Origin of the sequence: Klebsiella sp. JN_Kp121, assembly GCF_040062145.1 — a bacterium.
Classification (GTDB): domain Bacteria; phylum Pseudomonadota; class Gammaproteobacteria; order Enterobacterales; family Enterobacteriaceae; genus Klebsiella; species Klebsiella aerogenes.
Map to the genome: position 1 here is coordinate 787,484 of NZ_JBEAHX010000002.1, position 26,037 is coordinate 813,520.

The window sequence follows — 26,037 nt, forward strand, 5'->3', positions numbered from 1 at the left end:
ACGTTGCGAAGGAGAATGATCATGGCTGTTGTGATTGCATTTTTGGCCGGTATGTTGACGCTGCTCAGCCCCTGTACCTTACCGGTGATCCCGCTGGTGTTTGCCAGCGTTCGCGGGCGTAAGGGACAACTGATCCTGTTGTTGTTCGGTATGGGATTGATGTTTACCGCTGTATCGCTGCTGGCCACGGCGGCAGGGGGATGGTTAGTCAATCTGACCATCGTCGGGCGTTGGCTGGCGCTGGGCTTTTTGGTCGTTGTGGCTATCAGTTTGCTGTCATCACGCGTTGCAGGCTGGCTCGGATCGCCAGCGGTTGCGCTGGGTAATCAACTTAACCAACAGAGCTATCGTTATGGCAGTGGTCTCGCTTCAGTGTTTGCCGGACTGGCGATTGGACTACTTTGGGCGCCGTGCGCGGGACCGGTGCTGGGGGCGATATTTAGCCTGGCGTTGTTGCAAGGAAATTCAGTGACTACCGGTATCTTGCTGCTTTCCTATGCCAGCGGATGCGCGCTGATGTTGCTGCTATTGGGGTGGTTCGGCGCGCGGCTGATTTCCCGTTTGCGCGGTGGTCAGGTGATAAGTGGGCGGTTACGCCAACTGGCTGGCGTGGCAATGTTGGCCGCAGTGGCATTAATCGCCAGCGGTAGCGATCGTTATCTGCAGGGCGCCAGCGGTTTAACCCATCGTCTGGAGCAGCGGCTCAGCGCGTTTATGCCCCAGGATCAACAACGAGTTCGTCTGGAGCCGATCGTTGCGCCGCGGCCAACCAGCGCTATGCCGGAATTGCAAGGCGGTACCGCATGGATTAATAGCCCGCCCCTTACCAATACGGCGTTAAAGGGCAAGGTGGTGCTGATTGATTTTTGGACCCGCGATTGCATCAACTGTCAGCATACGCTGCCTTATGTACGGACGTGGGCCAATAAGTATCGCGATGCGGGGCTGGTGGTGATTGGCGTACATACGCCGGAATATCCGTGGGAACGGTCGTTGCCGCAGCTTCGTGAAGCGGTCAGCCAGCGGCAGCTAAACTATCCGGTTGTCGCAGATAACAACTACGCCATCTGGAATGCGTTTGGTAATCAGTACTGGCCGGCGCATTATTTCTTCGACGCGCGGGGGCAACTGCGTTATACCGCCTTTGGCGAAGGCGATTATGCCCGTCAGGAGCAGGTGATCCAACAACTGCTGCGCGAAGCGCGGACGTGAGAGGGAAATAAAAAAGCCGATAACAGCAGTTATCGGCTTTGCAGGACACTTGCTAATCGGCAGTGTCTTATTTCGCCAGCAGTTCCTGGGCGGTGCGTTCAACGAGGCTCAGCAAGACCTTCACATCGTCCAGCGTCACCACCGGGTTGAGCAGCGTCAGCTTCAGGCAGGTTACGCCGTTATGCTCGGTCACGCCGACGTTGGCGCGGCCGGATTCCAGCAGGGCGTCGCCCACGCGCTGGTTGAGCAGGGCGATCGCGGCGCTATCACTACCAGCCATTTGCGCCGGACGTGAGCGGAACAGTACGCTTGCCAGCTGCGGCTGCATGACCAGCTCCAGCGTTGGCTGAGATTTCACAAATTCCGCGACGTTTTTCGCCATCGTCACGCCATGATCGATGATTGAAGCGTATTGTTTCTTGCCCAGTGCCTCAAGCCCCATCCACAGCTTCAGCGCGTCGAAGCGGCGGGTGGTCTGCAGCGATTTGGAGACCAGGTTCGGAACGCCGTGTTCTTCATCAAACTCGGAGTTCAGATAGGCCGCCTGATAGCGCATCAGCTCGTAGTGGCGAGCATCTTTCAGCAGGAAGGCGCCGCAGCTAATGGTCTGGAAGAACTGCTTATGGAAGTCCAGGGTAACTGAATCCACTAACTCCAGGCCATCGAGGTAATCGCGATACTGCTCGGAGAGCAGCAGCGCGCCGCCCCACGCGGCATCAACGTGCAGCCAGATCTGGTGCTCCGCCGCGATACCGGCGATATCACGCAGCGGGTCAATCGCGCCCGCGTCGGTGGTACCAGCGGTGGCGACGATGGCCATGATCTGCTCGCCGTTGGCCTGCGCTTGCGCAATCTTGGCCTTCAGGTCGGTGACGTCCATACGGGCGAATTCATCGGTTTTCACCAGCGTGACCGAGCGGTAGCCAAGCCCCATCAGCGCCATGTTCTTCTGCACCGAGAAGTGGGCGTTTTCCGAGCACAGCACTTTGTACTGACGAATGTCGCCCGGAATACCATCCTGTTGGATGGAATGCCCCTGACGAGCGAAGAAGGCGTCGCGTGCCAGCATCAGGCCCATCAGATTGCTCTGGGTGCCGCCGCTGGTGAAGACGCCGGCATCGCCAGCCGGATAACCGACCTGCGCACGTAACCACTCGATCAGCTTCATCTCAATGATGGTGGCTGAAGGGCTCTGATCCCAGGAGTCCATGCTCTGGTTGGTGGCGTTGATCAGCACTTCCGCCGCCTGGCTGATAACCAGGCTTGGGCAGTGCAGGTGCGCCACGCACTGCGGATGGTGCACCGACAGGCTGTCTTTCAGGAAGTACTCGATCGCACGTTCAATCGCCGCCTGGTTGCCCAGACCCTGTTCGTTAAAATCAAGGGTGATGCGCTCACGGAGTTCATCAACGCTTTTCCCCTGATACATTTCAGGTTGTTGCAGCCACTGCGCAACCGCCTGGCTGGCCTGGGAAATGACCTGCTGGTAAGCGTCAATGCTTGCCGCGGACCCAGCCAGAATCGGATTCAATTTGGACATTGCGGTCACTTACTCCACTCAGACCGGTTTTACGCCGGCGGCCAGCAGGGCCTGTTCAAACTTATCGAGGAACACTTCCAGCTCCGCGTCGCTAATCAGCAGGGACGGCAGCAGACGCAGTACGCAACCGTGACGGCCACCGCGTTCCAGGATCAGGCCAGCTTCGAAGCATTTCTTCTGCAGCAGCGCGGAGAGTTCGCCGTCAGCGGGGTAGCAGCCCATATGATCCTGCGCCTCGTTCGGCTTCACGATTTCGATACCGATCATCAGACCGAGACCGCGTACGTGACCGATAACCGGATAGCGTTTTTGCATTTCCGCCAGTTTGCCTTTCAGCCACTCGCCCTGGGCGGCGACTTTGTCGGCAATCTTGTTATCACGCAGATGGCGCAGGGTGGTCAGACCGGTGGCCATCGCCAGCTGGTTGCCGCGGAAGGTACCGGTATGATGGCCAGGTTCCCAGGCATCGAACTCTTTCTTAATGCCCAGAACCGCCATTGGCAGACCGCCGCCGACGGCTTTCGACATCACGATGATGTCCGGCTCGATGCCGGCGTGTTCGAAGGCGAAGAATTTACCGGTACGGGCAAAGCCTGCCTGAACTTCATCGATGATCAGCAGAATGCCGTGCTCTTTGGTGACTTTGCGGATGCGCTGCAGCCACTCAACCGGCGCCGGGTTCACGCCGCCTTCGCCCTGTACGGCTTCAAGGATAACCGCTGCAGGTTTGCGAACGCCGCTTTCCACGTCGTTGATCAGGTTTTCGAAGTAGTAGGTCAATGCCTTGACGCCCGCTTCGCCGCCGATACCCAGCGGGCAACGGTAAAGGTGTGGATAAGGCATAAATTGGACTTCCGGCATCATGCCGTTGACCGCCGCTTTGGGCGACAGATTGCCGGTCACGGACAGCGCGCCGTGGGTCATCCCGTGATAACCGCCGGAGAAGCTGATCACCGCCGTACGGCCGGTGTATTTTTTCGCCAGTTTCAGCGCGGCTTCAACGGCGTCAGCGCCGGAAGGACCGGTGAATTGCAGGCAATAATCTTTCCCTTCGCCCGGCAGGCAAGAGAGCAGGTATTCAGAGAAGCGATCTTTTAACGGTGTTGTCAGATCGAGGGTATGTAACGGCAAGCCGCTGGTAATGACACTTTGGATGCTCTGCAGTACTTCAGGGTGGTTATGGCCCAGCGCGAGGGTCCCGGCGCCGGCGAGGCAGTCCAGGTACTGTTTGTTATCCGCATCGGTCAGCCAAACGCCTTCGGCTTTGGTGATAGCGAGCGGTAACTTGCGAGGGTAACTCCTGACATTCGATTCGAATTCAGCCTGACGAGCCAAAAAGGTTTCGTTGTTCGCGTCCAATAAATCTGCACTTAAAGTATCAATACGGACTTTATCCGTCATCATATCACTCCCACAACCAGCGTTACGTTTGAACTCTGGTTGAATAAAAAGGTTTAGAAAATTGAATCGGCATTCATAAAGCGCGCACAATATATGGCTTTTTAAATCCGCATTCAATCTTTAATTTAAGGCGCTATTTTGACGCGATTATTACATACAGGAATGTCAATATAATTGGCTGATTTTAAAACTAAATTTCGATTGTTTTTAAAACCATGGAAAGTGTAATTATTAGTGAGAAAGTCTATATATTTTTATTACCGCTTCGCTGAATGACTGACGGAAATACTTCCGTCAGTTTTATGGTTACTTAACGCAGTTCGATCGCATAATTTGCTAAAGGTGTTACTTTTTTCACCAACTTATTGTTATATAAAAATTGTTCATACGCGTCGTAGCGCGGCTTATCTAACGCTGCCGGATCGGTGGCGAACAGCGGCACACTCTGCAACCACGCCTGCTGGTTCAGTTCGGTATTGAGTTCCGGATGCGCTTTGGCAAACCGCTGCCAGGTTTGCTGCGGATGCGCGCGCAAATAGCTCACGCCCTGCTGTAATGCGTCGAGAAACTTTTTGATTTTAGGGGCGTTGACCTCGGCTTTGTTTGCCACGATCACCAGTTCGTCGTAAGCGGGCACGCCATAGTCTTCCACATTCATGACCACCGGTCTTTTGCCCTGCAGTTTGAGTTCCAGCGCTTCGATATTGCGATAACCGCCGATAACAGCATCGACCTGGCCGGCCAGCAGAGCGCTGGTGAGCTGGAAATTAACGTTGATCAGTTTAATGCTGTCAGGGGCGATGTTGGCGTGCTGCGCCATGGTGGCCAGCGTCGCTTGTTCAATACCGCTCACCGAATATCCCACTTTTTTCCCTTGTAGATCGGCCGGAGATTTGATGCGCGGATCCAGCGCAATCACGGTATTCAGCGGCGAGTGGATCAGCGTCCCGACGCGAACCAGCGGCAGTCCTTCATCGGCGAAGAAGTGAACCTGCGGTTGATAGGTTATCGCTAAATCCGCCTGGCGTGCGGCAACCAGGCGCGGAGGGAGCGCCGGGTCGGAAGGGGGGATGATGTTGACATCCAGCCCGGCATCCCGAAAGGCGCCAATCTGTTCCGCCACCATAATGGGCGCATGATCCGGGTTGATGTACCAGTCCAGTACCAGGGTCAGCTTTTCATTTGCCGATGCCTGGCCGCAAACCAGCAGAGTGAGGCCGGCCAACAGAGGTATACGCATATCTCTTCCTTATTATCTCTTGATAAGTTATTCCGGCGACCAATTGATCAGCCGGTGCAAAAAGGCGTCGACCGCCAACCACAGCGCGATGGTCAGCAGCACTAAAATAAACAATGCGGCGAAGCAGATATCGGTTTGCAGGCGAGCATTGGCATTTAGCATTACGTAGCCAAGCCCCTCGGCGGAGCCGACCCATTCGCCAATAATCGCGCCAATGGGGGCGACGGCGGCGGCCATCCGCAGGCCGGAACCGAGCGCGGGTAGCGCCGCCATCAGTCGAACATGGCGCAACTGAGCGCCAAAGGAGGCGCCCATGGTGCGGGCCAGATCGAGATAGTCGCGATTGACCCGTTGCAGACCGTCAAAGAAAGCCGAGGTGACGGGAAAGAAGATAACCAGCACCGCCATCATAACCTTGGCGCTCATACCAAAACCAAACCACAGCACCAGCAGCGGGGCGAGGGCGAATACCGGAATGGCCTGGCTGGTCAGTACCAGCGGCATTACCCACCGTTGTAATCGCGGAGACATGGTCATACAGAACGCTAACACCATACCGAGCGTGACGCCGAGCGCCATTCCGCTGAGAATTTCGCTCAGGGTGACAAGGGTATGGCTGGCCAGATAGCTACGGTTATTCCACAGCGCTTCAGCGACCGCCGCCGGAGAAGGCAACAAAAAAGTGGGAATGCCGCTGTAGCTCGCCAACTGCCAGAGCAACAGTAGGCCACAAAATACGCTGCACCCGCGCAGTAACTTGCCCCTCATCCGTTCGCCCTCATCAATTGCTGCAGCAGCTGCGCCTGGCTTGCCAGCAGCGCGGGATCATCCGGGGCGCGAGGCGGGATTCCGCTTAAATGATGACTATCATCAATCCTGCCCGTCGGCGAAAGCACCAGCAGCCGATGGCTGAGGCGGCAGGCTTCCATCGGGTCGTGGGTAATGAGCACCACGGTACGCCCGGTGAGCAAGCGTGCGGCCAGGGTCTGTATCCGCGTACGGGTAAGCGTATCGAGGGCGGAGAACGGTTCATCCATCAGCACAATGGGGCGATCCTCATAGAGGGTGCGTGCCAACGCCGCGCGCTGGCGCATCCCACCGGACAGCGCGGCCGGGCGTTCATCAGCGCAGGAGGCGAGCCCGACCAGCTCAAGAAGCTCGTTTACCCGCGCGTTATCGGCCTTTTCACCGCGCAGCCTGGCGCCGAGGGCGACATTTTCCCGCACGTTAAGCCACGGATAGAGCAGATCTTTTTGCCCCATCCACGCCAATCGCGTAGTAACAGGAAGGCCATCGCTGGCGACGACGGTTCCGCGGGTTGGCGCCGCCAGCCCGGCGATAATACGCAACAGGCTGGTTTTGCCCGCGCCGCTGGCCCCTAGCAGCGATACCCATTGCCCGGCGGCAATATCAAAGGAGAGATCGCGAAAGAGGGTCCGGGTGCCAAAGCGCAGACATAAATCGCGAATGTGAATACCTGGCGCCATCACCCCTGGTCCTGCCCGGCGGCGTTCAGTCCCATCTGCCAGAAATTACCTTCCAGCCGGGTAGCGGTAGTGAATATGTCGCTCAGTCCGGCTAACCGGGATTCCGCGCCGCGCTGTTGCCAGAGCGTTTCCAGCAGGTCGATCGCCGCGTTGACGCCGTGAAGATAGCTCTCGTCGCCGTAATTGCGGATCCACGGCGCGTAGGGGTTATCGTGCAAGTTGGTTTGTGGGTTGTGCAGCAGACCAAGCCCGATCTCCGCATAGCCCGCGACGCAGGGCAGCAGCGCCGCCAGTAGATCCAACGCGTCGCCGGAGTGGCCGATATCCAGTACGTAGCGGGTGTAGTTGATGGTTTCCATCGCTTCGCTTTGCAGGGCCATAGCGTCTTCACTCAACCCCCATTGCTCGCAATAGCCTACATGTAGCGGTAGCTCAGCAAGGATGGCATTCATCGAGGCGGCGGCGGCGCGCATCTCCGGCAACGTGCGAAGTTTGCTGACCAGCAGGGCATAGCTGCGGGCGAAATGGATTAGGAAAAGATAATCCTGGGTCAGATAGCGCCGAAAGGCTGCCTGCGGCAGCGTACCCGCGGCTAATTGCTGGAGGAAAGGGGGCGACACGTAGCGTTGCCATTCGCCACCGGCCTGCTCGCGCAGTCGACCGTAAAGACCTTGGGTAAAAGCGGGAATCATCATGGGACCTCCTGAAAATAGGGGGAGATCCGGGCGTGCAGAAGTGTGAACAGGCAAAACTGAAAACTGGCGAACATGCCGACCCGTCCCTTCGCTGGCATGACCCAGATCAGGTTCAAAGGGTTCGGCTTTTACGCCATCTCAGCCCTCACGGGACACCCCTCGGTTGCGACATGTTATACGTCATTCACTTTTTGATTACAACGGCGGCGAACTAAAAACCATCGCACATGGTGACACTGTCACTTATTAATGGTCATGAACCAGAACGATAAATAACATTTATCAATTTGTGTGATTAACCACGCTTTTTTATCCAAAAATAAGCAAAGTAAGGAGAGGGTAAGTTGGCGAAGAACAAGGGCTTACGATATATTTTTAGCTCATTCCCTTAATATTCCCTTATGAATGCGTCAGTGCTGGAGACCGCATGAAGCTGGCAGGCCTTACTCTTTTACTGATGCTTGCTCTCGCGCCTGGCGCGTCTCGTGCCGCCCAATTGTTCGACCCTGAAGATGGCATGCTCGATATGAGCCAGTATCTGCAGGATAACCCGTACGGTTTTTTGCCGGTGCCGGTGATGATTACCGAACCGGCTATCGGCTACGGCGGCGGTCTGTTTGGTTTATTTCTGCATGGTAAAGGCTCCCGCGAGGGCGATCGTTTTATTCCACCGGCGCTGACCGGATTCGGCGGCGGTGGGACGCAAAATGGTACCTGGTTCATCGGCGCCGCGCATCGTCATACCTGGAATCATGACAGTATTCGTTATCTGGTTGGCGCGGGCTACGCCAATGTCAATCTCGATATCTATTCGGGTGACATTGCCGGGTTTAACAAAAATGTGGCAGTGCAAACCCATACCAAAGGCTTTGGCGGTCTGCAAAAGCTGTTGTTCCGCGTGGGGGACTCACCGGTTTTTCTCGGCGCCTCGCAACTCTATGCGCACACCGATGTAACCGCGGACAATCAGCTGATCAACAAGGTGTGGCAGCGGGTGTTGGGGGAAAACAGCACCTCTTCGGCCTTGGGCGTGGTGGCGGAATATGACACCACTGATAATTTTTTCTACCCTAAGAAAGGGTTATCACTGCAGGGCGAGTACCGTTTTTACCGCGCTCTTCTCGGCGGCGACTATCATTACAATCAGTTGTCGCTGGATGGTAAATACTTTATCCCGCTGGCGCCGACCTTAACCCTGGCGCTGGCGGCAAATTATCAGTCGCTGACTCATCATGACAAGCATCTAACGCCAATGGCCCGGCCTTACATCGAACTGCGCGGCATCTCGCGTTTTCGCTATCAGGGCGATTATGTCGCTGTCGCCCAGACGCAACTGGCCTGGCAATTTGCGCCGCGCTGGATCCTGCAAGGTTTTGTCGGTATCGGCAGCGCGAGCGATGAGGCGGGGTCGCTGTGGCAGCAAACCGAAGTGGCGTGGGGCTCCGGGTTTCGTTATCTGGTCGCCCGTCAGTATGGTTTATTTACCGGCGTCGATGTCGCATTTAGCGAACACGAACAGGCGGTCTATTTTAACGTGGGTTCCGGACTGTAAAGGTACGAATAAAAATGAGATGGAAAATAACCGTCATGACGCTGTTGTTGACCTCTGGCGCCGTGTGGAATGCCTGTGCGGCGGAAAGTGACGACAGTGATAGCTACTTTCCCATCTGGGGAGACGAAGCCCGCGCCCGCGGTTATTCCATCCCGATGCCGTTTGGCGTCAATCTCAGCTATATGAATATGCGCCAGGATATTATGGTCGACAGCATCACCTTTTCCGGACTGAAGCTGGGTAACCATCCGATCCCCAGCGACATGTTCGCCATCGATGCCGGGCACACGCGGGAGAAGAGCAAAACCGAGAATCTTCGTCTCGATATGTGGGTGTTTCCCTTCCTTAATGTCTACGGGATTTTAGGCCACACCCGCGGTTCGTCGGTGTCGAATGTGTCGGTCGATGCCGACCCAACGCAATACCGCGGTCTGGATCGCATCATCGCCGGCGCAGTGCATAACCTTAATCAAAGTGGCGAGTTGCAAAATATCGATTTTGTTCTCGATTTTAAAGGTACCACCTGGGGAGGCGGGTTCACGCTGGCTGGCGGCTATGAGAACTGGTTTGCCCTCGTCGATACAAACTACACCCGCACCGATTTCGATATTCTCGACGGCAGTATTTCTGCCGTGACAGTGTCACCTCGCGTTGGCTATCGCTTCAACCTTCAGGGGATTTCCGGCCCTTCGCATCTCAGCGTGTGGGTCGGCAGTATGTATCAGGATGTGCAGCAGGAATTTAAAGGCAACCTGGCCGATTTGCATATGCCGCCACAGCTGCAGCCATTGATTGCCGCGGTCAATAAAGACGGCGACGGCAAGTTTGATGTCAAACAGAAACTCACTTCACCATGGAATATGCTGATCGGCGCCCAGTACGAAATCACGCGTAACTTCAACGTTCTGACCGAATTTGGCTTTAACGATCGCAATAGTTTCTTTGTCGCCGGTGAATACCGTTTTTGACTTAACGGCGTGTAGCCATCGGCGAGTATGATGCGCGCTGTTTTTGTGTCATGGAGAACGCTTTTGATGCGTAAGAGTTTGTGGTGGTTATTGGCGGCTGCTTTTTCGGTATTTGCCCAGGACCCGGTATTACCGACGATTCCCGTTAACCATGTCAGCCCGGTAGTGGGTGAATTATCGCCGCCGGAATCGCTGCGCCCATGCTGCGCCTTCGGTTTCGATCTGCGGGTGCGCGCCATTGGCGTGCCAATCCCGGTTTATCAGATTGGTAATGTGCTGACGCTCGATACCTTAGGTGAGCATCATTACAACGATAGCGCGCTCGGCGCGGTCAAAAATCTGGTTGGCTTAAGCGATGAGCATAATGGCCTTATTTATACCCGCCGCGGCGGTTTTATTGATATTGCCCATGTGCGTGATACCGCTGATTACACCTTTTATTTATTCAGCCGAATTTACCCGACGCTGGGGCAGCCAGGACGCATCTTTTATAGCGAGGAACTGGGCGTACGCCGCGTCCAGTTAAATGCCTTTACGCCGCCGGCTTCAATGCCGCAGCGATATACGATTGCCGCCTGGCTTGCCGGCCATCTGGCCTTCGAAATTGCGCAATGGCATGAGATCGCCCAATGGTATGGTTTCCAGTCGGTTCCGGGTTTTTCAGAAGAAATTTCCGCCTTTTCGCCGGAGGACCTCTATTCCAATCTGCTTGGCGCGCGTCTGGCGATTAACGTTATTTTGCAAGGGCAAGCGGGTTCAGTCGATGCTTATAACCGGGCGATGGAAGCGGCGTTAAAACAGGCGCTGGTCAAACTGTTGGTCGCGCCGCAAAGTGAGACCGAGAGGATGTTCCGTGAAGTCGACGGCGACTGGTGGAACAGTAAACGGCGAGTGCCGGATAAATTTCTGGTGCTGAAGCGGAATTACGATCTCAGCGAAAATCGCCTGCCAACGCCGGTTCCTTTTGAACGCACGCCGCCGTATCGCCTGACGATGCCAAAGGAAGTTGCCGGGTTTACGCTCGCGGAACTGGGTCAACTGCAAATCCATCCGGGGCAGGATATGCAGTCGCTGCCAGCGCCGCATAATTTTTATTCTCCGCAGCAGTTCCAGGAGCTCGCTGATAAAGCGCAGCAGGCGGATGCCATTCAGCTGCAGCGTATTGAAAAATAACTAACGTTTGGACGCTGCTGGCTATACTCAATCAAACGAATCCCCCCGTTGAGGTAGTATCAGACCATGGTATTTGTCGTTCCGCGCGCGTCCTGGCTACTGCTGGCGGTGCTATTAGTTAGTCAGGAATGTTATGCCCTGGACGGCAGTCGGCTAAAGCAGCGCGCGGACGCGGTGCTCACCTTAATGAGTTACACCGTGGTACCTGACGTTACCGCCAGCGATCTGAATATTGGCTCCGGCGCGAATGAGAAAAACGAACTAACCCTCACGCAATTTGGCGGCGGCGCCACCTTGAGTGAGGATTTTCCGCTCTATCTGGAAGGCACCCTCGGTTACAGTCGCTACGATCCGCAATTTGTGGTCAGCGATGGTGCCCAGAGCCGTACCATTCCCACCAAATGGAACAGTCTGACCGCTACCGGCGGCGTCGGCTGGGACTTTCCATTGTATCAGGACCGATGGGGCGGAAAACTGGTGCTACGGCCTATCTTCAATATGATGCTGGGCACCATGGCCAGCGATGCACGCCTCGGTCGCTGGGCGCTCGAACGTAAAACGGAGGTTGATATTCGCTTCCTCGATGGTGGGCGACTGAACGCTTATGGGTTGGGCGGTTCGTTAATGCTTGATTATGAACTGTTTTCCAAAACGCAGGATATTGACATAGAAGCGCGCTATTCCGCGATGAATTTGCAAACCTTCGGTAGCACATCAGAAGCGGTCCAGGGGCAGGCCAGCGCCGAAAATCTGGGTATCTACCTTCGTCGACGCGCGCCAATAGCCGACTGGACGCTGCTGAAAAGCCCGGTGCGCTACGTGCTGGAAGGCGCTCATACTATCTATCTTGGCGACCAGCGCGGTGAACTCGGCTTTGATAGCCTGAGTTCGCTCGGCATTGGTCTGGAACTCGACAGCAGCCAGTATCCGGTATTTATCACCCGTACCCGACTGGTGGCCCGCTATATGTTCGGTAATAACACCGAAGGGTATGGCCTCGGTTTAGCGATGAGTTTCTGAGTCATTTACCCGTTTTCATGATTGCGCTATTTTTTTCATTTTTATTGGCAATATTTTCTTCGCTGATTCGTCTACCTCGATACATACATTTTTATGAGGTAATTGACGATGAGAGATTTTGAACGACACGGGCATCATCACCAGGGTTTTGGACGTCACAGAATGGCGCGGCCGCTGATTATCGGCGCGGTGATTGTTGTGGTGCTGAGTCTGGTCGTGATGTCGCTATGGAACGCATTGCTGCCAGCTATCTTCGGGGTGAAAAGCATCGGTTTCTGGCAGGCTTTGGGATTACTGGCGCTGTGCCGTATCTTGTTTGGCGGTTTAGGTTTTCATCGCGGTATGTTTGGTATGGCGCAGGCGCGTCGACGCATGCATGAACGCTGGATGACCATGACCCCGGAGCAGCGAGAGGAGTTTGCCCAACGTTTCGGCCGCCACGGACATCGCGGCCGTTGCGGCTGGCATGAACGTCGCGGTGGGCAACCGACTGACGATAACCCATCGGCGAAAGCGCCGGATGCCGAGTGAACGAGGTAAACAATGCGATGGCGGGGGAATCACGGCTGCTGTCTGCGCTTGCCGCCTGTCGTGCGCGTTTAAGCGCGTTTATTCGCGGTAGAACCGCCGTACGTGACGATGCCGATGACATCCTGCAGGAAGTCACCCTGCAACTGATGAAGGTCGAGCAACCGGTGGAGAACGTGGCGGCATGGTTATTCCGGGCGGCGCGTAATGAAATGACCGACCGGTCGCGTAAGAAGCGCGAGTTGCCATTAACATTCGATACTGATGAAGATGGCGATGGCGGCTTTGCCGAGGATGAGCTGGCGGAAACGCTGTTTGGCGTCGCGCAGACGCCGGAGGAAGCCTATCTTAAAGAACTGCTGTGGGAGGCTTTAACCGAGGCGCTGGCGGAGCTGCCGCCGCTGCAGCGTGAAGCCTTCGAGAAAACCGAGCTGCAGGGCTATAGCTACAGGGAGCTGGCGGCAGAGAGCGGCGCTAGCGAGCAGGCGTGGCTGTCGCGTAAACACAAAGCGGTGCTGTTTCTTCGCAGCCGTTTGCGAACGCTCTACGATGAACTTACCGCACCTTAATTCATGCCCGGCGGCAGATAGCGCCGGGCTTTATTTTATCTGTATTTCTATAACATTGTCGCCAGCCACTCGGCGAAGACGCGCACCTTGCGCGAAACATGACGATGGGGATAAATAAGCGATAACTTCCTGGAGGGAACCGGATTATTCGGCAGGACTTCAACCAGCTCGCCGCTTTTCAACCAGGGGTGAAGGAAAAGATCCAGACCCTGCATAATGCCGAGTCCAGCAAGGCCAGCGGCGATGTAAGTCTCTGAATTATCCACCACCAGTTTACCCGCTAGCGAAATGTTCTGCTGCCCGGCGTCAGTTTGAAACACCCAGCGCATGGTCTGATGATTACTGTTATTCAGCCAGTTGATCGCCTGATGATGCCGCAGGTCGTCAAGGGTTGCGGGAACGCCGTATTTCGCCAGATAGGCCGGGCTGGCGCAGGTTTTCATACCGACGGTACCGAGATGACGTGCGATATAGTCACCGTCTTCAAGCTCGCCAATGCGCAGGACGCAATCGAGGCCCTCGCGAAGCATATCCCGCCGCCGGTCGGAGCTGCTCAGCACAATTTCAATCTCCGGATGTTGCTGATAAAAGGCGGGGAGATTCGGCACGACCACTAACTTCGCCAGGGAGATAGGCATATCTATGCGCAGTTGACCACGTAGCGGACGCTGCGGGGCGAAAGATTCCATAAGATCATCGGCCTGCGCCAGCAGGGGTTTACTACGACGATAAAACGCCTCGCCATCAGGGGTGAGGTGGATCTGTCGGGTGGTTCGCTGCAGAAGCCGAACGCCGCAGTGCTGCTCAAGCTGCTGTAGCGCTTTCGTGACCGCCGGGCGATGGATCTGTAGATTCTCGGCGGCGCGCGTAAAGCTGCCAGACTCGATAATCTCGATAAAAATCTTAATAGATTCAAACAAATTTAAGTTCATTTGTACCAATGTGCTCCGATGACAACATCGTATTTCACTTTGATTATTACTTATTTAATAACAGTGAAGGATAACTTTTACTATTTTTCCCAACAATAAAGCGGCCTACAGTGGCGTCATCCCAGCGCTAAGCGCCAGAAAACACACTAAGGAAGCCGCATCATGCAAAACCATTCTGTTAGCCATATTCTCGGTATTGAAAAACCTGTCATTCAGGGGCCGCTATCCTGGCTAACCGACGCCCGGTTAGTCGCCGCAGTCAGTAATGCCGGCGGGCTGGGCGTATTAGGGCCGAACGCAGGTTTAACCGCACAAACCGCCGTCTCGACGCCGCAGGAAACGGCAGAAAAGATGCGTGAAGAGATCCGTAAAACGAAACGACTCACTGAGAAACCTTTCGCTGTAAATCTCATTCCGACGGTTGAAAACGATATCTGGACGCCGCCGATTGTAGAGGTAGTCAAGGAAGAGGGGGTTAAAGCGGTGGTTTATACCGGCTATGGTCAAGGAGCTATCATTCCCTCGCTGTTTGCCACGCTTAAGCAGGCCGGGATCAGCATTATTTATCGTGATATCAACCCGACGCCGGAAAACAGCCGCGAGGCCGAGGAGATGGGCGCTGATGTTATTGTCGCCACCGGCTTCGACGAAGGCGGAACGCTTCCGGGAACGGCGCTAGGGACGTTTTCCATCGTGCCATTGATTGTTGATGCGGTGAAGCGTGTGCCGGTGCTGGCGGCTGGCGGGATTACCGACCGGCGCACCGCCAGGGCCGCCCACGCGCTGGGCGCGCAGGGGGTATTTGCCGGCTCCGTGTTTATCAGCACCACCGAGAGCCGCGTGCCGCCATCGGTGAAAGAGATGATCGTGCAAGCTAACGGTCTGGATTTGCAGCTATTTCGCACATTGCCAGATTACTATCGTTCGCTGCCGGGTAAATTAGCCGCCAGGCTGGTGGCGTTAGATAAATCCGGCGCCAGTAATGAAACCATAGCCGCGGAAATGGGCGGTTTACGCGGCCTGCGAATTGGTATGCTGGAGGGCAACACTGACAAAGGCTACATTTCACTGGGAACCGGCATCGGCAGTATTCAGCGGATCAAGAGCGTAGCGGAAGTGGTGGAGGAACTGACGGTTTAATCTGCCTTCCCGCGTTCTCATGCGGAAAACAGAAACTCCCCGTTGCGACAACGGGGAGGGTGATTAGCCGGAATTAGCTACCCCAGCGCTGCTGCAGATACTGAACCGCCTGCTGGGTTTGCGGCTGGTTAAGGTTGTTTTCACGAAACAGAATCGTCCCCTGAATACCCGGTGTGGTTTCATTGAGGTCGATCTGTTTTTTCAGCTCCGGCACGCCGCCGTCGACCATCCAGTCTGGTTCATTTTTTGACGGTTCGCCGACTTTATACAGCGCCACGCCGATATAGAGCCGGGTGTGAGTGGGTTTCACGACATCGGCCCACCACTTAGCCAGCACATCATAGCGCGCGGCGTCGCGGGCGAACGGCCAGTACAACTGCGGCGCGATATAATCCAACAGCCCTTGTTGTACCCAACTGCGGGTATCGGCATAGGACTCGTCATAGGCCGCCGCGCCGCGGGTGTCAGAACCGGCCGGATCGTGGGAGCGGTTGCGCCATACCCCCGCCGGGCTGACACCAAACTCAACCTGCGGATTGAGTTTCTTGATGGTCTGTGAGACCTGCGCTATCAACTGTTGGGTGTTGTGACGCCGCCAGTCGGCTTTCGAGGCATAACCCTGGCCATATCGCTGATAGGTTTGATTATCGTTCAGCGTCGATCCCGGCGTCTCAGTATAGAAATAGTCATCAAACTGCACGCCGTCGATGGGATAGTTTTGCACCACCTCCGCCACGATACTGGTGATCCAGTCACGGACTTCCGGGATCCCAGGGTCGAGCACAAAGCGATCGCTGGCGGTGCGTATCCAGTTGCGGTGGAGGACAAATACGCTGGCGGGGACCTGAGTCAGGGTGTGGTTAAGCTCGGCGATGGTAGCGGGTTTGGTATTAACCGATACCCGATACGGGTTGAACCACGCGTGAACTTTCATCCCGCGTTTATGCGCTTCATCGAGCATAAACTGCAGCGGATCGTAGCCGGGATTTTCGCCAATTTTGCCGGTCAGCATGTCTGACCACGGCAAGATGTGGGAATCCCACAGCGCGGTGCCGTCCGGTTTGACCTGGAAGAAGACGGTATTGATGCCCAGGCGTTGCAGATTGTCGAGTTTGGCGATCAGCGCCAGCTTCTGCTGGCTGATGCGGCTTTCCGGGCTACTGGCGATAATTGAACCCACCGGGGGCCAGTCGAGACGGGAGACCGTGGTGATCCAAACGCCGCGTACTGGCTGCTGATTTTTTGCCGATTTTTGCGTAACGGGCGGATTGCTGGCGGTCACCAGCGATTTTGGCGCTTTACTGGTGCAAGTCACGAGCAGCAATACGGCGGCAGCAACTGCGCCGAGCCGGGTCATGCAGGTGACGGAGAGGAGGCGACGAGAAGCGATAATCATTACTCCCGTAGGCATGTAGACGCTTGAAAAATCACATTGTCTTATGATTCCCCCACCAGGGCAAGCCGCGCTCCGATGCAAAGAAAAATAAAACGCATTTGTCTATTATCCGTACGCGTAACGTGCAGAACTAACGACAACCTTTCTCAGCAGGTAGCTGAAAAAGCAGAATTAACCTGGATAATTAGCTGGTCAGTTGTGTTACAACATATTACGAGACGCACAGCTAAGGAGAATCCGATGCGAAAAATATTATTGCTGGCCGCCGTTTTGCTGGCATCCGCACCGATCGTCACCCAGGCCGAGGAGATTACGCTTTTACCGGCTATTAAACTGCAGATAGGCGACCGGGATTCCTACGGTCATTACTGGGATGGCGGCCGTTGGCGTGACAAAGACTACTGGCATCGTCATTATGAATATCGTGACAAGCACTGGCGAAAGCTAGAGAAAAAACAGCGTAAAGCCTACGAGAAGGGCTATCACGACGGTCGTAAAGACGCGAAGAAGCGTGAGAAAGAATACTATAAACAACACAAGAATCATCATCACTAAAACAACAACGGGGCCATCAGGCTCCGTTTTAGTTCCTGCATTTCATCTTGCTAAGATTCAACTCATTATTCGCTGTTGTAGTTGCTTCGCGTAATCTGCCTGTAGAAGCCCACCGCAATAATGTCAAATATCGCTTTGAGTTTTTACAGTGTAAGCATTACCTGATGACAATAAAAATAGCCTACCAAGATTGGTGGGCAATTTTGCCGCCAAATATTTTTTAAGACTATTCCATATTCACAGCGAATGAAAAATCCGATTTGCAAAATAATTAAATATATCTTTTAAATCACATGGTTAAATTGCACTTTATTTTGTATGGTTTTTGGGATTACACTTTTTTGGCGATTGTTCGTCTTTCAGCGCTAAATGCGTGAGTGAGATTAATCCTAAAAATTTAAATACGCTAACCACCCATAACTACGAGGCGAAATTGCGTGTTGAATTGACTCGATCGATCTGTAAAATTGTGTGGTGATAGTTAATGAAATGTAATAAAGGGATCCACTGCGGTGAAGATTCGTGCGGTAGCTATGGCCATATCACAGCTGGAACCCTTTTACGCACAGTGATTAAGGATATTCAGACTTGTTATTCAAGCAGGGATAACCCTTAAGAAAATAATAGCATTGCAATGGAAAAGCATATGAAAACGCGAGTGTTTTTAGCCGCTATGATTGCGGTTTCACTGGCAGGGTGCGAAGCGCCGCCGAAGCCGCAAATTACCGATGACACCATTGAAACCACGCAGGTTAACGGCGTCAATTTGACCCATCGCCATATTGTTGTTCCTCCAACGGAATTTACCCCGATTAACGCAGAATATCGCGCGCTGTATTCCGCCGCGGTAATGAGCCAGGCCGGGTATGGCGGCAAAGTGATTGTGCAATTAGTTCCAGGTGCTAATTATATTGCATTGGGACAGGCACAGGACGGCTGGATAGCGTTAGCCAATGAAGGTCAGGAAAATTTAATTGGCTATGCTCCGGCCAATGCCGTTGTCAAAAGTGAGCTGTATGATAAAACGGTTCGCGAACAGTCGAAGCGCCCGAAGGCGCGTAAGAAAGCGACCTGCGTGAGCGTCGACGGAAATACCAAAGCCTGCAAAAACGGCAATAACGGTACCTGGATTCTGGATTAATCCCGCCTTTACGAGCGACACCGTATGAATAATAACTCTCTTTTACGCCAGGTCATGCTGGCGTTTTATTTGTTTCTTTTTACGTTGGTTAGTGGATGTGGTTCGTCTTCACACAGCGACCCTGCCCGATACAATCTTCAGTTCCAGGCCCACCCGCAAATTAACCGTTCTGCGCCATTAAAGGTCAGAGTGTTAGTGCTGAAATCCGATGCGGAATTCATGTCCGCCGATTTCTACTCCTTACAAAATAACGCGCAAAAAGTTCTCGCCGGCAACTTGCTGAACAGCGATGAATTTTTCCTGATGCCGGGGCAACTGGCAAAAAAACTCAGCGGGCAAAGCTCGCCGGAGGCGCGTTATATCGGAGTGATGGCGGAATACCAATCTCTGGATGGTAAAAAGTGGCGCATTTCTCTTCCTCTGCCAACGCCTGGCGAAACCCCTTTCTGGCAGTTCTGGAAACTGTCGGCAGATCAACTGCAAGCCAATTTATATCTTGACGTTAACGGGATCCGCGTCGTGCAGCAATAGCGCGAGCCCTAACAGGAAATTTGTATGAATAAAGCAGAAAAGGTGGTCTGGACCGAAGGCATGTTTTTGCGTCCGCATCACTTTCAGCGGGCAGAAAGCTACCTGCAAACGCAAATTCGCGAATGGGGCGGATTACAGCGCTCCTGGCTGTGGGGTTTTCTTGAGATTGAACTTGATGATGCGATGCTGCGTCAGGGGTGCATTGCCCTGAGCTATGCCAGCGGCCTGCTGCCGGATGGGACGTTCTTCCAGTTTCGCGATGCTCGTCAGGGCCCGGCGCCGTTGCAAATCCCGGATAACGTCACGGGCGAAAAAGTCGTATTGGCCTTGCCGGTACGCCGCGGCGGTCGGGAAGAGGTTATCTTCAGCGAGGAAAAAGACTCGCTGGCGCGATTTACCGCGTTTGAACAGGATGTGGAAGATGACAATGCGCTGTCGGTTGGCGATGCCACCGTGCAGTTTGCCCGCCCGCGGCTCACCCTGATGCTGGAAAAGGATTTAACCGCCGAGTGGACGGCCATCGGCGTGGCGTTCATCGCCGAAAAGCGCAACGATAACGCCGTAAAACTCGATAATGGCTATATCCCGCCGATGCTTAACGGCATCAATCATCCTTTGATTTACGCGATGATCAACGACTTGCATGGTCTGCTGGCGCAGCGTAGCCAGCAAATAGGCAGCCGGCTACGACAGCCGGGGCGTTTTAATACTTCCGAATTAATTGAGTTCACTCTACTTGCGCTGGTCAATCGCCATCTCGGCCATCTCTCACATCTCAAAACGCTGCCGTTAGTTCATCCCGAGTCATTGTGGAATAGCTGGCTGCCGTTCGCCGCCGAGCTGACGACCTGGATGGCGCAGCGCGGTCCGGATGCTGCGCTGCCGATTTACGACCATGACGATCTCGCGAGCTGCTTCGGCAAACTGATGCTGTTGCTGCGCCAGGGGTTATCACAGGTAATGGAAGACAATGCCATCCAACTGCCGCTGATAGAACGATCGCATGGGTTGAACATCGCGACGGTACCCGAGAGCAGCATGGTGCGTGATTTCGGATTCGTATTGGCAGTTAAAGCCAGCGTACCAGGTGATGTTCTGCAAACGCACTTCCCGGCGCAGATGAAAGTCGCGCCGGTGAGCAAAATTCGCGATCTGGTGCAACTACAGCTTCCGGGTTTAATTCTGCGCGCTATGCCCGCCGCGCCGCCGCAAATTCCGTGGCATGCCGGTTACAACTACTTTGCAGTCGAGAAGGGCGGCGAGCTGTGGAACGACATGGAGAAATCTGGCGCCTTCGCCCTGCATCTGGCAGGCGAGTTCCCCGGCCTGGATATGGAATTTTGGGCTATCCGTAGCCCGTCGGAATAAGAAAGCGAGCGTTGATGATGCAGGAACAACAGGCCGCTGCCAGCCATGGCGTAAGCGGCAATAATCCCCTGGTGACGGCCGCCAACCCATTGCTAAATGCGATCCCCCAGATCCGTCATTCGGTATCGCACGATGACCAGGCCGGTTTGCGCCAGCGTTTGATTGATGAAATCCGCCGTTTTGAAGTGCGCGGTCAGCAGGCGGGGTTACCCTACGAAGTGATAGTCGGCGCCCGTTACTGCCTGTGTACCGCACTGGACGAGGCGGCGGCCTTGACGCCATGGGGGAGTAGCGGCGTCTGGTCGGGCAGCGGTCTTTTAGTGACCTTTCATAACGAAACCTGGGGCGGGGAGAAGTTCTTCCAGCTGCTTGCGCGCCTGTCGCAGAATCCGCGTGAACACATCAATCTGTTGGAACTGATCAACTACTGCTTATTGCTCGGCTTTGAAGGGCGTTACCGGGTAATGGATAACGGCCGCACGCAGTTGGAAACCATCAAGCAGCGCCTGTGGCAGATGATTTGCGGCGTACGCGGCGGTTACGCGCCGCCGTTATCGGTTCACGGCGAGGATCGCCCGGTGCTGCGTAAACTGTGGCGTCCGGTGGTGCCGCTGTGGGCCTGCGTCGCGCTGGCGGGGTTCGCCGCCTGTCTGTTCTATATCATTCTTAACTGGCGGCTTGGCGATGCCACCAACCCGGTATTGGCGAAAATTTACCAGACGCCGTTGCCGGAAGCGTCGATTGCTCAGCCGGCGGAAAAATTGCCGGCGGTACTTAACCTGCGAGGTTTTCTGCGCCCGGAAATTGCCGAAGGGCTGGTTGCGGTCCGTGACGAAGCGGACCGCAGCGTGGTGATCCTCAAAGGCGACGGGCTCTTTGCTTCGGCCTCAACGGTGGTGCGCGATCGCTACGACCCGGTAATTGACCGTATTGCGCAAGCGATGAACAACGTCAGTGGCCGCATTCTGGTGGTCGGCTATAGCGATAACGTGCCTATCCGCAGCGCGCGCTTTGCCTCGAACTACGAGCTGTCCCTGGAACGCGCGCGTTCGGTACAAAAACAACTGCAAAATCATCTGACGCAGCCCGAACGCGTAAAAGCCGAAGGGCGAGGGGAAATGAACCCCATCGCGCCGAATACCACTCCTGAGAACCGTGCCCGTAACCGCCGTGTGGAAATTACTCTGCTGGTGTCGCCCGATAATACCCGGGCTGAGCTGAACGGATTGCCCCAAGGAAATTAAGGATGCTGACACTTCTGCTTTCCATACTGACCAACCGGCTGCTGTGGGGTTTTCTCGGCGCCACGGCGGTGGCGGCCGTCATCTGGATGATTGGCCCGCTATTGTCGATTGTCGATACCAGGCCGCTGGAATCGGAACAAAACCGCGTTATATCTATTGCGCTGGTGTACCTCATCTGGGCGCAAAGCCACATTCTGCCGCGTCTGTACAACGCCTGGCTCAACCGCAAGCTGATGGATAACCTGAAGGAAGAAACACCGAAGGGCAACGATCCGCAGCAGCGCCTCAATAGCGAAGACCAGATCCTCGCCGATCGCTTTGATGAAGCCGCGCAAATGTTGAAAAAAGCGCACTTCAGCAAAACCGGTAATGGTCAGTGGACCCAGCGGTTTAGCACCCACTATCTGTATCAGCTGCCGTGGTATGTGATTATTGGCGCATCTGGCTCCGGTAAAACCACCGCCTTAGCCAACTCCGGGCTGCAGTTTCCGCTAGCCGACCGCTTCGGTAAAACGGCGTTACGCGGCATCGGCGGCACGCGCAACTGTGACTGGTGGTTTACCAACGAAGCCGTGCTGCTGGACACCGCCGGGCGCTATACCACCCAGGAGAGCGAGCAGGCGCAGGACGCCAGCGAGTGGCTGAAGTTTATGGGGTTATTGCGTAAATACCGCCGCCGCCAGCCGATTAACGGCGTTATCGTCACGGTAAGTATCTCCGATCTGTTAACACAATCGACGGAGGCCTCGCGGCAGCAGGCGGTTAATCTGCGCCAGCGTCTCTCTGAACTACATGAACAATTGGGTATTCGTTTCCCGGTATACGTACTGGTGACGAAGGCCGATCTGCTTAAAGGCTTCCGCGCCTGGTTTGCCGGTTACGACAAGGCGCAGCGCGATCAAATCTGGGGCTTCACTTTCCCGTGGGAACAGGCAAGCCTTGCCGACTTCGATCTGATGGGCCGTTTTACCCAGGAGTTTGCGTTACTGCAACAACGGCTAGAAGCCGGGCTACCGGATACGATGCTGCAAGAGCATGATGCCAAAACCCGCGCCGAAGCCTGGCTGTTCCCGCAAGAGTTTGCGGCGTTGCGACCGCTGTTAGCGGACTATCTTAGTACCGTTTTTGCCCGCTCTAACTTTGAAACCGAGTTTTCACCGCGCGGTATTTATTTCGCCAGCGGCACCCAGGAAGGGTTACCGTTCGACCGCGTGATGGGCGAACTCAATCGCGCGCTGTCTTTGCCGCAGGGAAATGAAAACGACAACTGGGACTCGGTCAGTAAAGAAGCGCCGATCCCCGGCGCCAAGGGCCAGAGTTATTTCATTAAAAACCTGCTGCAAAACGTGATTTTCCAGGAAGCCGGCATCGCCGGGCAGAACCGCTGGTGGGAACTGCGTAACCGCGCGGCGATCTGGTCAGGCTATGCGGCGCTCGCGGCGCTGTTAATCATTTCATGCGTACTGTGGCTGACCAGCTACGGCAAAAACAAGGCCTACCTGCAAGAAGTCTCGGCGAAGGTGCCGCAGGTTGAGCAGCAGAGCAAAGCGCTGCAAAACCCCGAGCAGCGCGATCTGTTCGCCATGCTGCCGCTACTCAACGGCCTGCTGGAATTGCCGAAGAGCGCCGATTTTGACGTCAACGACCCGCCGGTTAGCCGCCGGATGGGGCTCTATCGCGGAAATGATGTCAGCGACGCCTCGCAGACGCTGTATCAAAAAGCGCTGCAGCAAATGCTGCTACCGGATGTCGCCATGCGTATCACTACCTGGTTGCGCAACGATAATGGCAGTGACGCCGAATATAGCTACGAGGCGTTGAAAGCCTATCAAATGCTCTATCAGCCCAAGCAGTATGACGGCAAGTTTTTACTCTCCTGGGTGATGCTTAACCTGCAGCGTAACCTGCCGCAAAACGTGACGCAGGCGCAGCTACGACAGCTGGAAGGGCATCTGGTCCAGCTACTGGAACCGCAAATCCAGTCCTCGCCGTATGCCAAAGACGATGCGCTGATCGCCCGCGAACGGGCGTTGATTAACCAGCAACCGCTCTCCTCAAGAGTGTATGGTCGGCTGAAACGTCTGCTTGAGCATGACGACAATCTGAAAGCGGTCTCGCTGGCGACGCTCGGCGGGCCGCAGAGCGAACTGGTGTTCTCGCGTAAAAGCGGTACACCGATCGCAGAAGGCGTGCCAGGGCTGTACACGCCAGATGGCTACTGGCAGGTGTTCAATAAACAGATCGATAACGTGACCAGCGCGCTGCATGAAGATGATATCTGGGTGCTGGGCGCCGCCAGCGCGTCGGAAGATAAGCAGCAAACCGATAACGCCGTCCGCCAGCTCTATATGCGTGATTTTATCGCCAACTGGGATCGCTTCCTCGCCGATATTCAGCTCAACAATAGCGCCGATCTGTCATCGCGGATCAACACCGCGCGCCTGCTTTCCGCCAGTAACTCGCCGCTGCGCCGGCTGGTTATCAGCCTGAGCCAGGTGCTGAACCTGGCGCGCGCCGAGCCGGATACGGTTAAAAGCGAAAGTTCAGCCGAGCAGGGCAACCGTGCGACCCGAACGCTGGAAGCGCTTTTTCGCCATGATGAGGGCGGCGCAACCCAGGGCGCGGCGCTTAGCCAGACGCCGGAACAGCTGGTAACCGAACACTACGCGCCGCTGATCGAGCTGGCGCAGCCGTTGGAAAAGGGCGGCAAAACGATTGTGTTTGACGACTTCCTCAAACAGATCGACGAACTTTATCGATACTTGACCGCGGTACAGGATGCCGCCAACAGCGGTATGCAACCGCCGGGCGGCGATGCGATTAGCCGTCTGCAGGCCAGCGCCGGGCGTTTACCGGGCGGCCTGCAAACCATGTTCAGCAAAATGGCGGTCGGCGCCAGCAGTGATACCCAGCGCCGCGATCTCGATAACGTACGTAAACGGATTAACGTGGAAGTCGGCGGATTCTGCCGCCAGGCTATCGCCGGGCGCTATCCGCTGGTTCGCAGCGCCAGAAGCGAAGTCACGCCGGACGATCTGGCGCGTATGTTCGCGCCGGGTACCGGCATGATGGATACCTTCTTCCGTGACAACCTGACCAATAAAGTCGATACCACGCAATCAAGCTGGCGTTTTATGCCCGGCATCGATGGCAAAACGTTGCCGGGTAGTGAAGGGTTATTAAGGCCTTTCCAGCAGGCGCAATCGATCCGCGACGCGTTCTTTGCCAATGGCGCGACCACGCCGTCATTTAAAGTGACGGTGCGCACCATCAGCATGGACAACCGGATCCTCAACCTGACGCTGGATGTTGATGGCCAGCAGTTGCGCTACAGCCACGGTCCGCAGGCGGTGCAAATGATGAGCTGGCCAGGGCCGGGCGGCACCAATCAGGTGCGTATGCAACTCGGTCTGGCCGATGGTACCACCTCGACGCTGGTGACCAGCGGCTCATGGGCGCTGAACCGCTTTTTTGATAAAGCGCGCACCGCGCCCGGCAGCAGCAGTTTGAGCCGTCAGGCAACGTTTAACGTCGATGGTTATCAGGTCACGCTGGAGTTTGCGCCGAACAGTATTCGCAATCCGTTCCAGCTTCCCCGTTTCTCATGTCCATAACCGCAAGGAAAGCCGAATGACTCACGCCCCTGCGATGAGCTGGTACGGGAAACTCCCCAGTACCGGCGATTTTTTACAACGTCGATTTCCGGACATGCTGGTTCGCCAGTGGTCGCAATGGTTTCAGGTGGGGCTGTTGGCCTGGCAACAGGAGCAACAGCGTAGCGGCGAACGCCAGTTCAGCAACGCGCCGGTGTGGAATTTTATCGTCCCGCCGATGTTGAGCGGCCAGATGGTACAGATGGGGTGTCTGATCCCCGGACGCGATCGGGTAGGCCGCCAGTATCCCATCTGCGCGCAAATGGCCTTCAACCCGCTGGAGTGGTCGCCTTCAATCCTCACTCAGGCCGGAGAGTGGTATCAGCAGGTGGGCAGAACGCTGCTGCATGCGGTACGTAATGGCTTTTCCGCTGAACAACTTGACCAGGCGCTACTCGCCATTCCGGCGCCAAAGCTGGTAGAGGCGGAAAAGCGTTCGGAAATACTCGACGTGATTGGCTATCAGCAAGATGGGCAAAGCTCCCTTGGCTGGCAGCAGGCGGCGGACTGTTTTGATCCGCAGCGTCAGACCAGTTTTTGGTGGACCAACCGCGCCGATGGTTATCCGCTCTATACCCACGTCCATAGCGGTAATTTGACCGGCCAGCTGTTCACGCTGCTGTTTGATCCCGCCGGGGGCGCGAGACCGGGCCGTCACGGTCTGTATCCGCCGATGTTTGAATAAGCAGGTA

At 55.4% G+C, this 26,037-nt stretch carries 23 protein-coding genes and 1 riboswitch; of the genes, 15 read left to right on the plus strand and 8 right to left on the minus strand.

The window, feature by feature from the left end:
- Nucleotides 1-21: 21 nt before the first annotated feature.
- Nucleotides 22-1,212 carry a cytochrome c biogenesis protein/redoxin gene (locus ABLU86_RS06370; RefSeq protein WP_348795999.1) on the plus strand — a complete coding sequence of 397 codons (1,191 nt, stop codon included), beginning with the start codon at nt 22-24 and terminating at the stop codon, nt 1,210-1,212.
- A 67-nt stretch (nt 1,213-1,279) separates the two neighbouring features.
- On the opposite strand, the gene ABLU86_RS06375 is transcribed toward ABLU86_RS06370, so the two are convergent.
- From ABLU86_RS06375 to ABLU86_RS06400, 6 genes are all read right to left on the minus strand, one after another.
- Nucleotides 1,280-2,761 carry an aspartate aminotransferase family protein gene (locus ABLU86_RS06375; RefSeq protein WP_161798787.1) on the minus strand — a complete coding sequence of 494 codons (1,482 nt, stop codon included), beginning with the start codon at nt 2,759-2,761 and terminating at the stop codon, nt 1,280-1,282.
- Nucleotides 2,762-2,770: 9 nt separating this feature from the next.
- Nucleotides 2,771-4,156: a diaminobutyrate--2-oxoglutarate transaminase gene (locus ABLU86_RS06380; RefSeq protein ID WP_072255000.1), complete on the minus strand. Its 1,386-nt coding sequence runs from the start codon at nt 4,154-4,156 to the stop codon at nt 2,771-2,773.
- Between the two features lie 307 nt (nt 4,157-4,463).
- Complete coding sequence (locus tag ABLU86_RS06385; protein ID WP_348796000.1) at nt 4,464-5,393, minus strand: ABC transporter substrate-binding protein; 930 nt, start codon at nt 5,391-5,393, stop codon at nt 4,464-4,466.
- Nucleotides 5,394-5,420: 27 nt separating this feature from the next.
- Nucleotides 5,421-6,161 carry an ABC transporter permease gene (locus ABLU86_RS06390; RefSeq protein ID WP_032708099.1) on the minus strand — a complete coding sequence of 247 codons (741 nt, stop codon included), beginning with the start codon at nt 6,159-6,161 and terminating at the stop codon, nt 5,421-5,423.
- Entirely contained in the window at nt 6,158-6,883 is a 726-nt protein-coding gene (locus tag ABLU86_RS06395) for an ABC transporter ATP-binding protein (RefSeq protein WP_032711677.1), read from the minus strand. The genes ABLU86_RS06390 and ABLU86_RS06395 overlap by 4 nt, the downstream gene beginning before the upstream one ends.
- Entirely contained in the window at nt 6,880-7,575 is a 696-nt protein-coding gene (locus tag ABLU86_RS06400) for a TenA family protein (protein WP_348796001.1), read from the minus strand. The genes ABLU86_RS06395 and ABLU86_RS06400 overlap by 4 nt, the downstream gene beginning before the upstream one ends.
- A 66-nt stretch (nt 7,576-7,641) precedes the next feature.
- A riboswitch (TPP riboswitch) is annotated at nt 7,642-7,745 on the minus strand.
- 257 nt (nt 7,746-8,002) lie between these two features.
- Here ABLU86_RS06400 and ABLU86_RS06405 point away from each other — a divergent pair.
- The 6 genes from ABLU86_RS06405 to ABLU86_RS06430 all read left to right on the plus strand — a co-directional run bounded on the left by ABLU86_RS06405 (nt 8,003) and on the right by ABLU86_RS06430 (nt 13,385).
- Nucleotides 8,003-9,127, plus strand: a complete 1,125-nt coding sequence (locus ABLU86_RS06405; RefSeq protein WP_125992240.1) for a BamA/TamA family outer membrane protein — start codon at nt 8,003-8,005, stop codon at nt 9,125-9,127.
- A 14-nt stretch (nt 9,128-9,141) separates the two neighbouring features.
- Nucleotides 9,142-10,095, plus strand: coding sequence for a hypothetical protein (locus ABLU86_RS06410; protein WP_163389206.1), 954 nt, complete (start codon nt 9,142-9,144; stop codon nt 10,093-10,095).
- Between the two features lie 66 nt (nt 10,096-10,161).
- Nucleotides 10,162-11,268 (plus strand): DUF4056 domain-containing protein, encoded by a 1,107-nt coding sequence (locus ABLU86_RS06415; RefSeq protein ID WP_015705469.1) that lies wholly within the window; start codon nt 10,162-10,164, stop codon nt 11,266-11,268.
- A gap of 66 nt (nt 11,269-11,334) precedes the next feature.
- Entirely contained in the window at nt 11,335-12,288 is a 954-nt protein-coding gene (locus tag ABLU86_RS06420; protein WP_020078744.1) for a hypothetical protein, read from the plus strand.
- Between the two features lie 108 nt (nt 12,289-12,396).
- Complete coding sequence (locus tag ABLU86_RS06425; RefSeq protein ID WP_026612304.1) at nt 12,397-12,819, plus strand: hypothetical protein; 423 nt, start codon at nt 12,397-12,399, stop codon at nt 12,817-12,819.
- A gap of 17 nt (nt 12,820-12,836) precedes the next feature.
- On the plus strand, nt 12,837-13,385 hold the full coding sequence (locus ABLU86_RS06430) for an RNA polymerase sigma factor (protein ID WP_015366547.1): 549 nt from the start codon (nt 12,837-12,839) through the stop codon (nt 13,383-13,385).
- 47 nt (nt 13,386-13,432) lie between these two features.
- Here ABLU86_RS06430 and ABLU86_RS06435 read toward each other — a convergent pair whose 3' ends face one another.
- A complete protein-coding gene (locus ABLU86_RS06435; protein ID WP_015366548.1) occupies nt 13,433-14,317 on the minus strand; it encodes a LysR family transcriptional regulator in 885 nt (294 codons plus the stop codon).
- A 162-nt stretch (nt 14,318-14,479) separates the two neighbouring features.
- Between ABLU86_RS06435 and ABLU86_RS06440 the strand changes: the two genes are divergently transcribed.
- Nucleotides 14,480-15,457, plus strand: a complete 978-nt coding sequence (locus ABLU86_RS06440; protein WP_045366061.1) for a nitronate monooxygenase — start codon at nt 14,480-14,482, stop codon at nt 15,455-15,457.
- Between the two features lie 73 nt (nt 15,458-15,530).
- Here ABLU86_RS06440 and ABLU86_RS06445 read toward each other — a convergent pair whose 3' ends face one another.
- Nucleotides 15,531-16,814: a glycoside hydrolase family 10 protein gene (locus tag ABLU86_RS06445; protein WP_045366329.1), complete on the minus strand. Its 1,284-nt coding sequence runs from the start codon at nt 16,812-16,814 to the stop codon at nt 15,531-15,533.
- A 279-nt stretch (nt 16,815-17,093) separates the two neighbouring features.
- Here ABLU86_RS06445 and ABLU86_RS06450 point away from each other — a divergent pair, with 279 nt between their 5' ends.
- The 7 genes from ABLU86_RS06450 to tagF all read left to right on the plus strand — a co-directional run bounded on the left by ABLU86_RS06450 (nt 17,094) and on the right by tagF (nt 26,030).
- The gene (locus tag ABLU86_RS06450) at nt 17,094-17,408 is read left to right on the plus strand and encodes a DUF2502 domain-containing protein (RefSeq protein WP_348796002.1); all 315 of its coding nucleotides are present in this window, start codon (nt 17,094-17,096) and stop codon (nt 17,406-17,408) included.
- Nucleotides 17,409-18,054: 646 nt separating this feature from the next.
- On the plus strand, nt 18,055-18,549 hold the full coding sequence (locus ABLU86_RS06455; RefSeq protein WP_015366552.1) for a hypothetical protein: 495 nt from the start codon (nt 18,055-18,057) through the stop codon (nt 18,547-18,549).
- Between the two features lie 24 nt (nt 18,550-18,573).
- A complete protein-coding gene (gene tssJ / locus ABLU86_RS06460) occupies nt 18,574-19,080 on the plus strand; it encodes a type VI secretion system lipoprotein TssJ (RefSeq protein WP_015366553.1) in 507 nt (168 codons plus the stop codon).
- Between the two features lie 24 nt (nt 19,081-19,104).
- Nucleotides 19,105-20,448, plus strand: a complete 1,344-nt coding sequence (gene tssK / locus ABLU86_RS06465) for a type VI secretion system baseplate subunit TssK (RefSeq protein WP_015366554.1) — start codon at nt 19,105-19,107, stop codon at nt 20,446-20,448.
- 17 nt (nt 20,449-20,465) lie between these two features.
- Entirely contained in the window at nt 20,466-21,692 is a 1,227-nt protein-coding gene (locus ABLU86_RS06470; RefSeq protein ID WP_161799899.1) for a DotU family type VI secretion system protein, read from the plus strand.
- A gap of 2 nt (nt 21,693-21,694) precedes the next feature.
- Nucleotides 21,695-25,306: a type VI secretion system membrane subunit TssM gene (tssM, locus tag ABLU86_RS06475; RefSeq protein WP_015366556.1), complete on the plus strand. Its 3,612-nt coding sequence runs from the start codon at nt 21,695-21,697 to the stop codon at nt 25,304-25,306.
- Nucleotides 25,307-25,322: 16 nt separating this feature from the next.
- A complete protein-coding gene (gene tagF, locus ABLU86_RS06480) occupies nt 25,323-26,030 on the plus strand; it encodes a type VI secretion system-associated protein TagF (RefSeq protein WP_015366557.1) in 708 nt (235 codons plus the stop codon).
- The last annotated feature ends 7 nt before the right edge of the window (nt 26,031-26,037 follow it).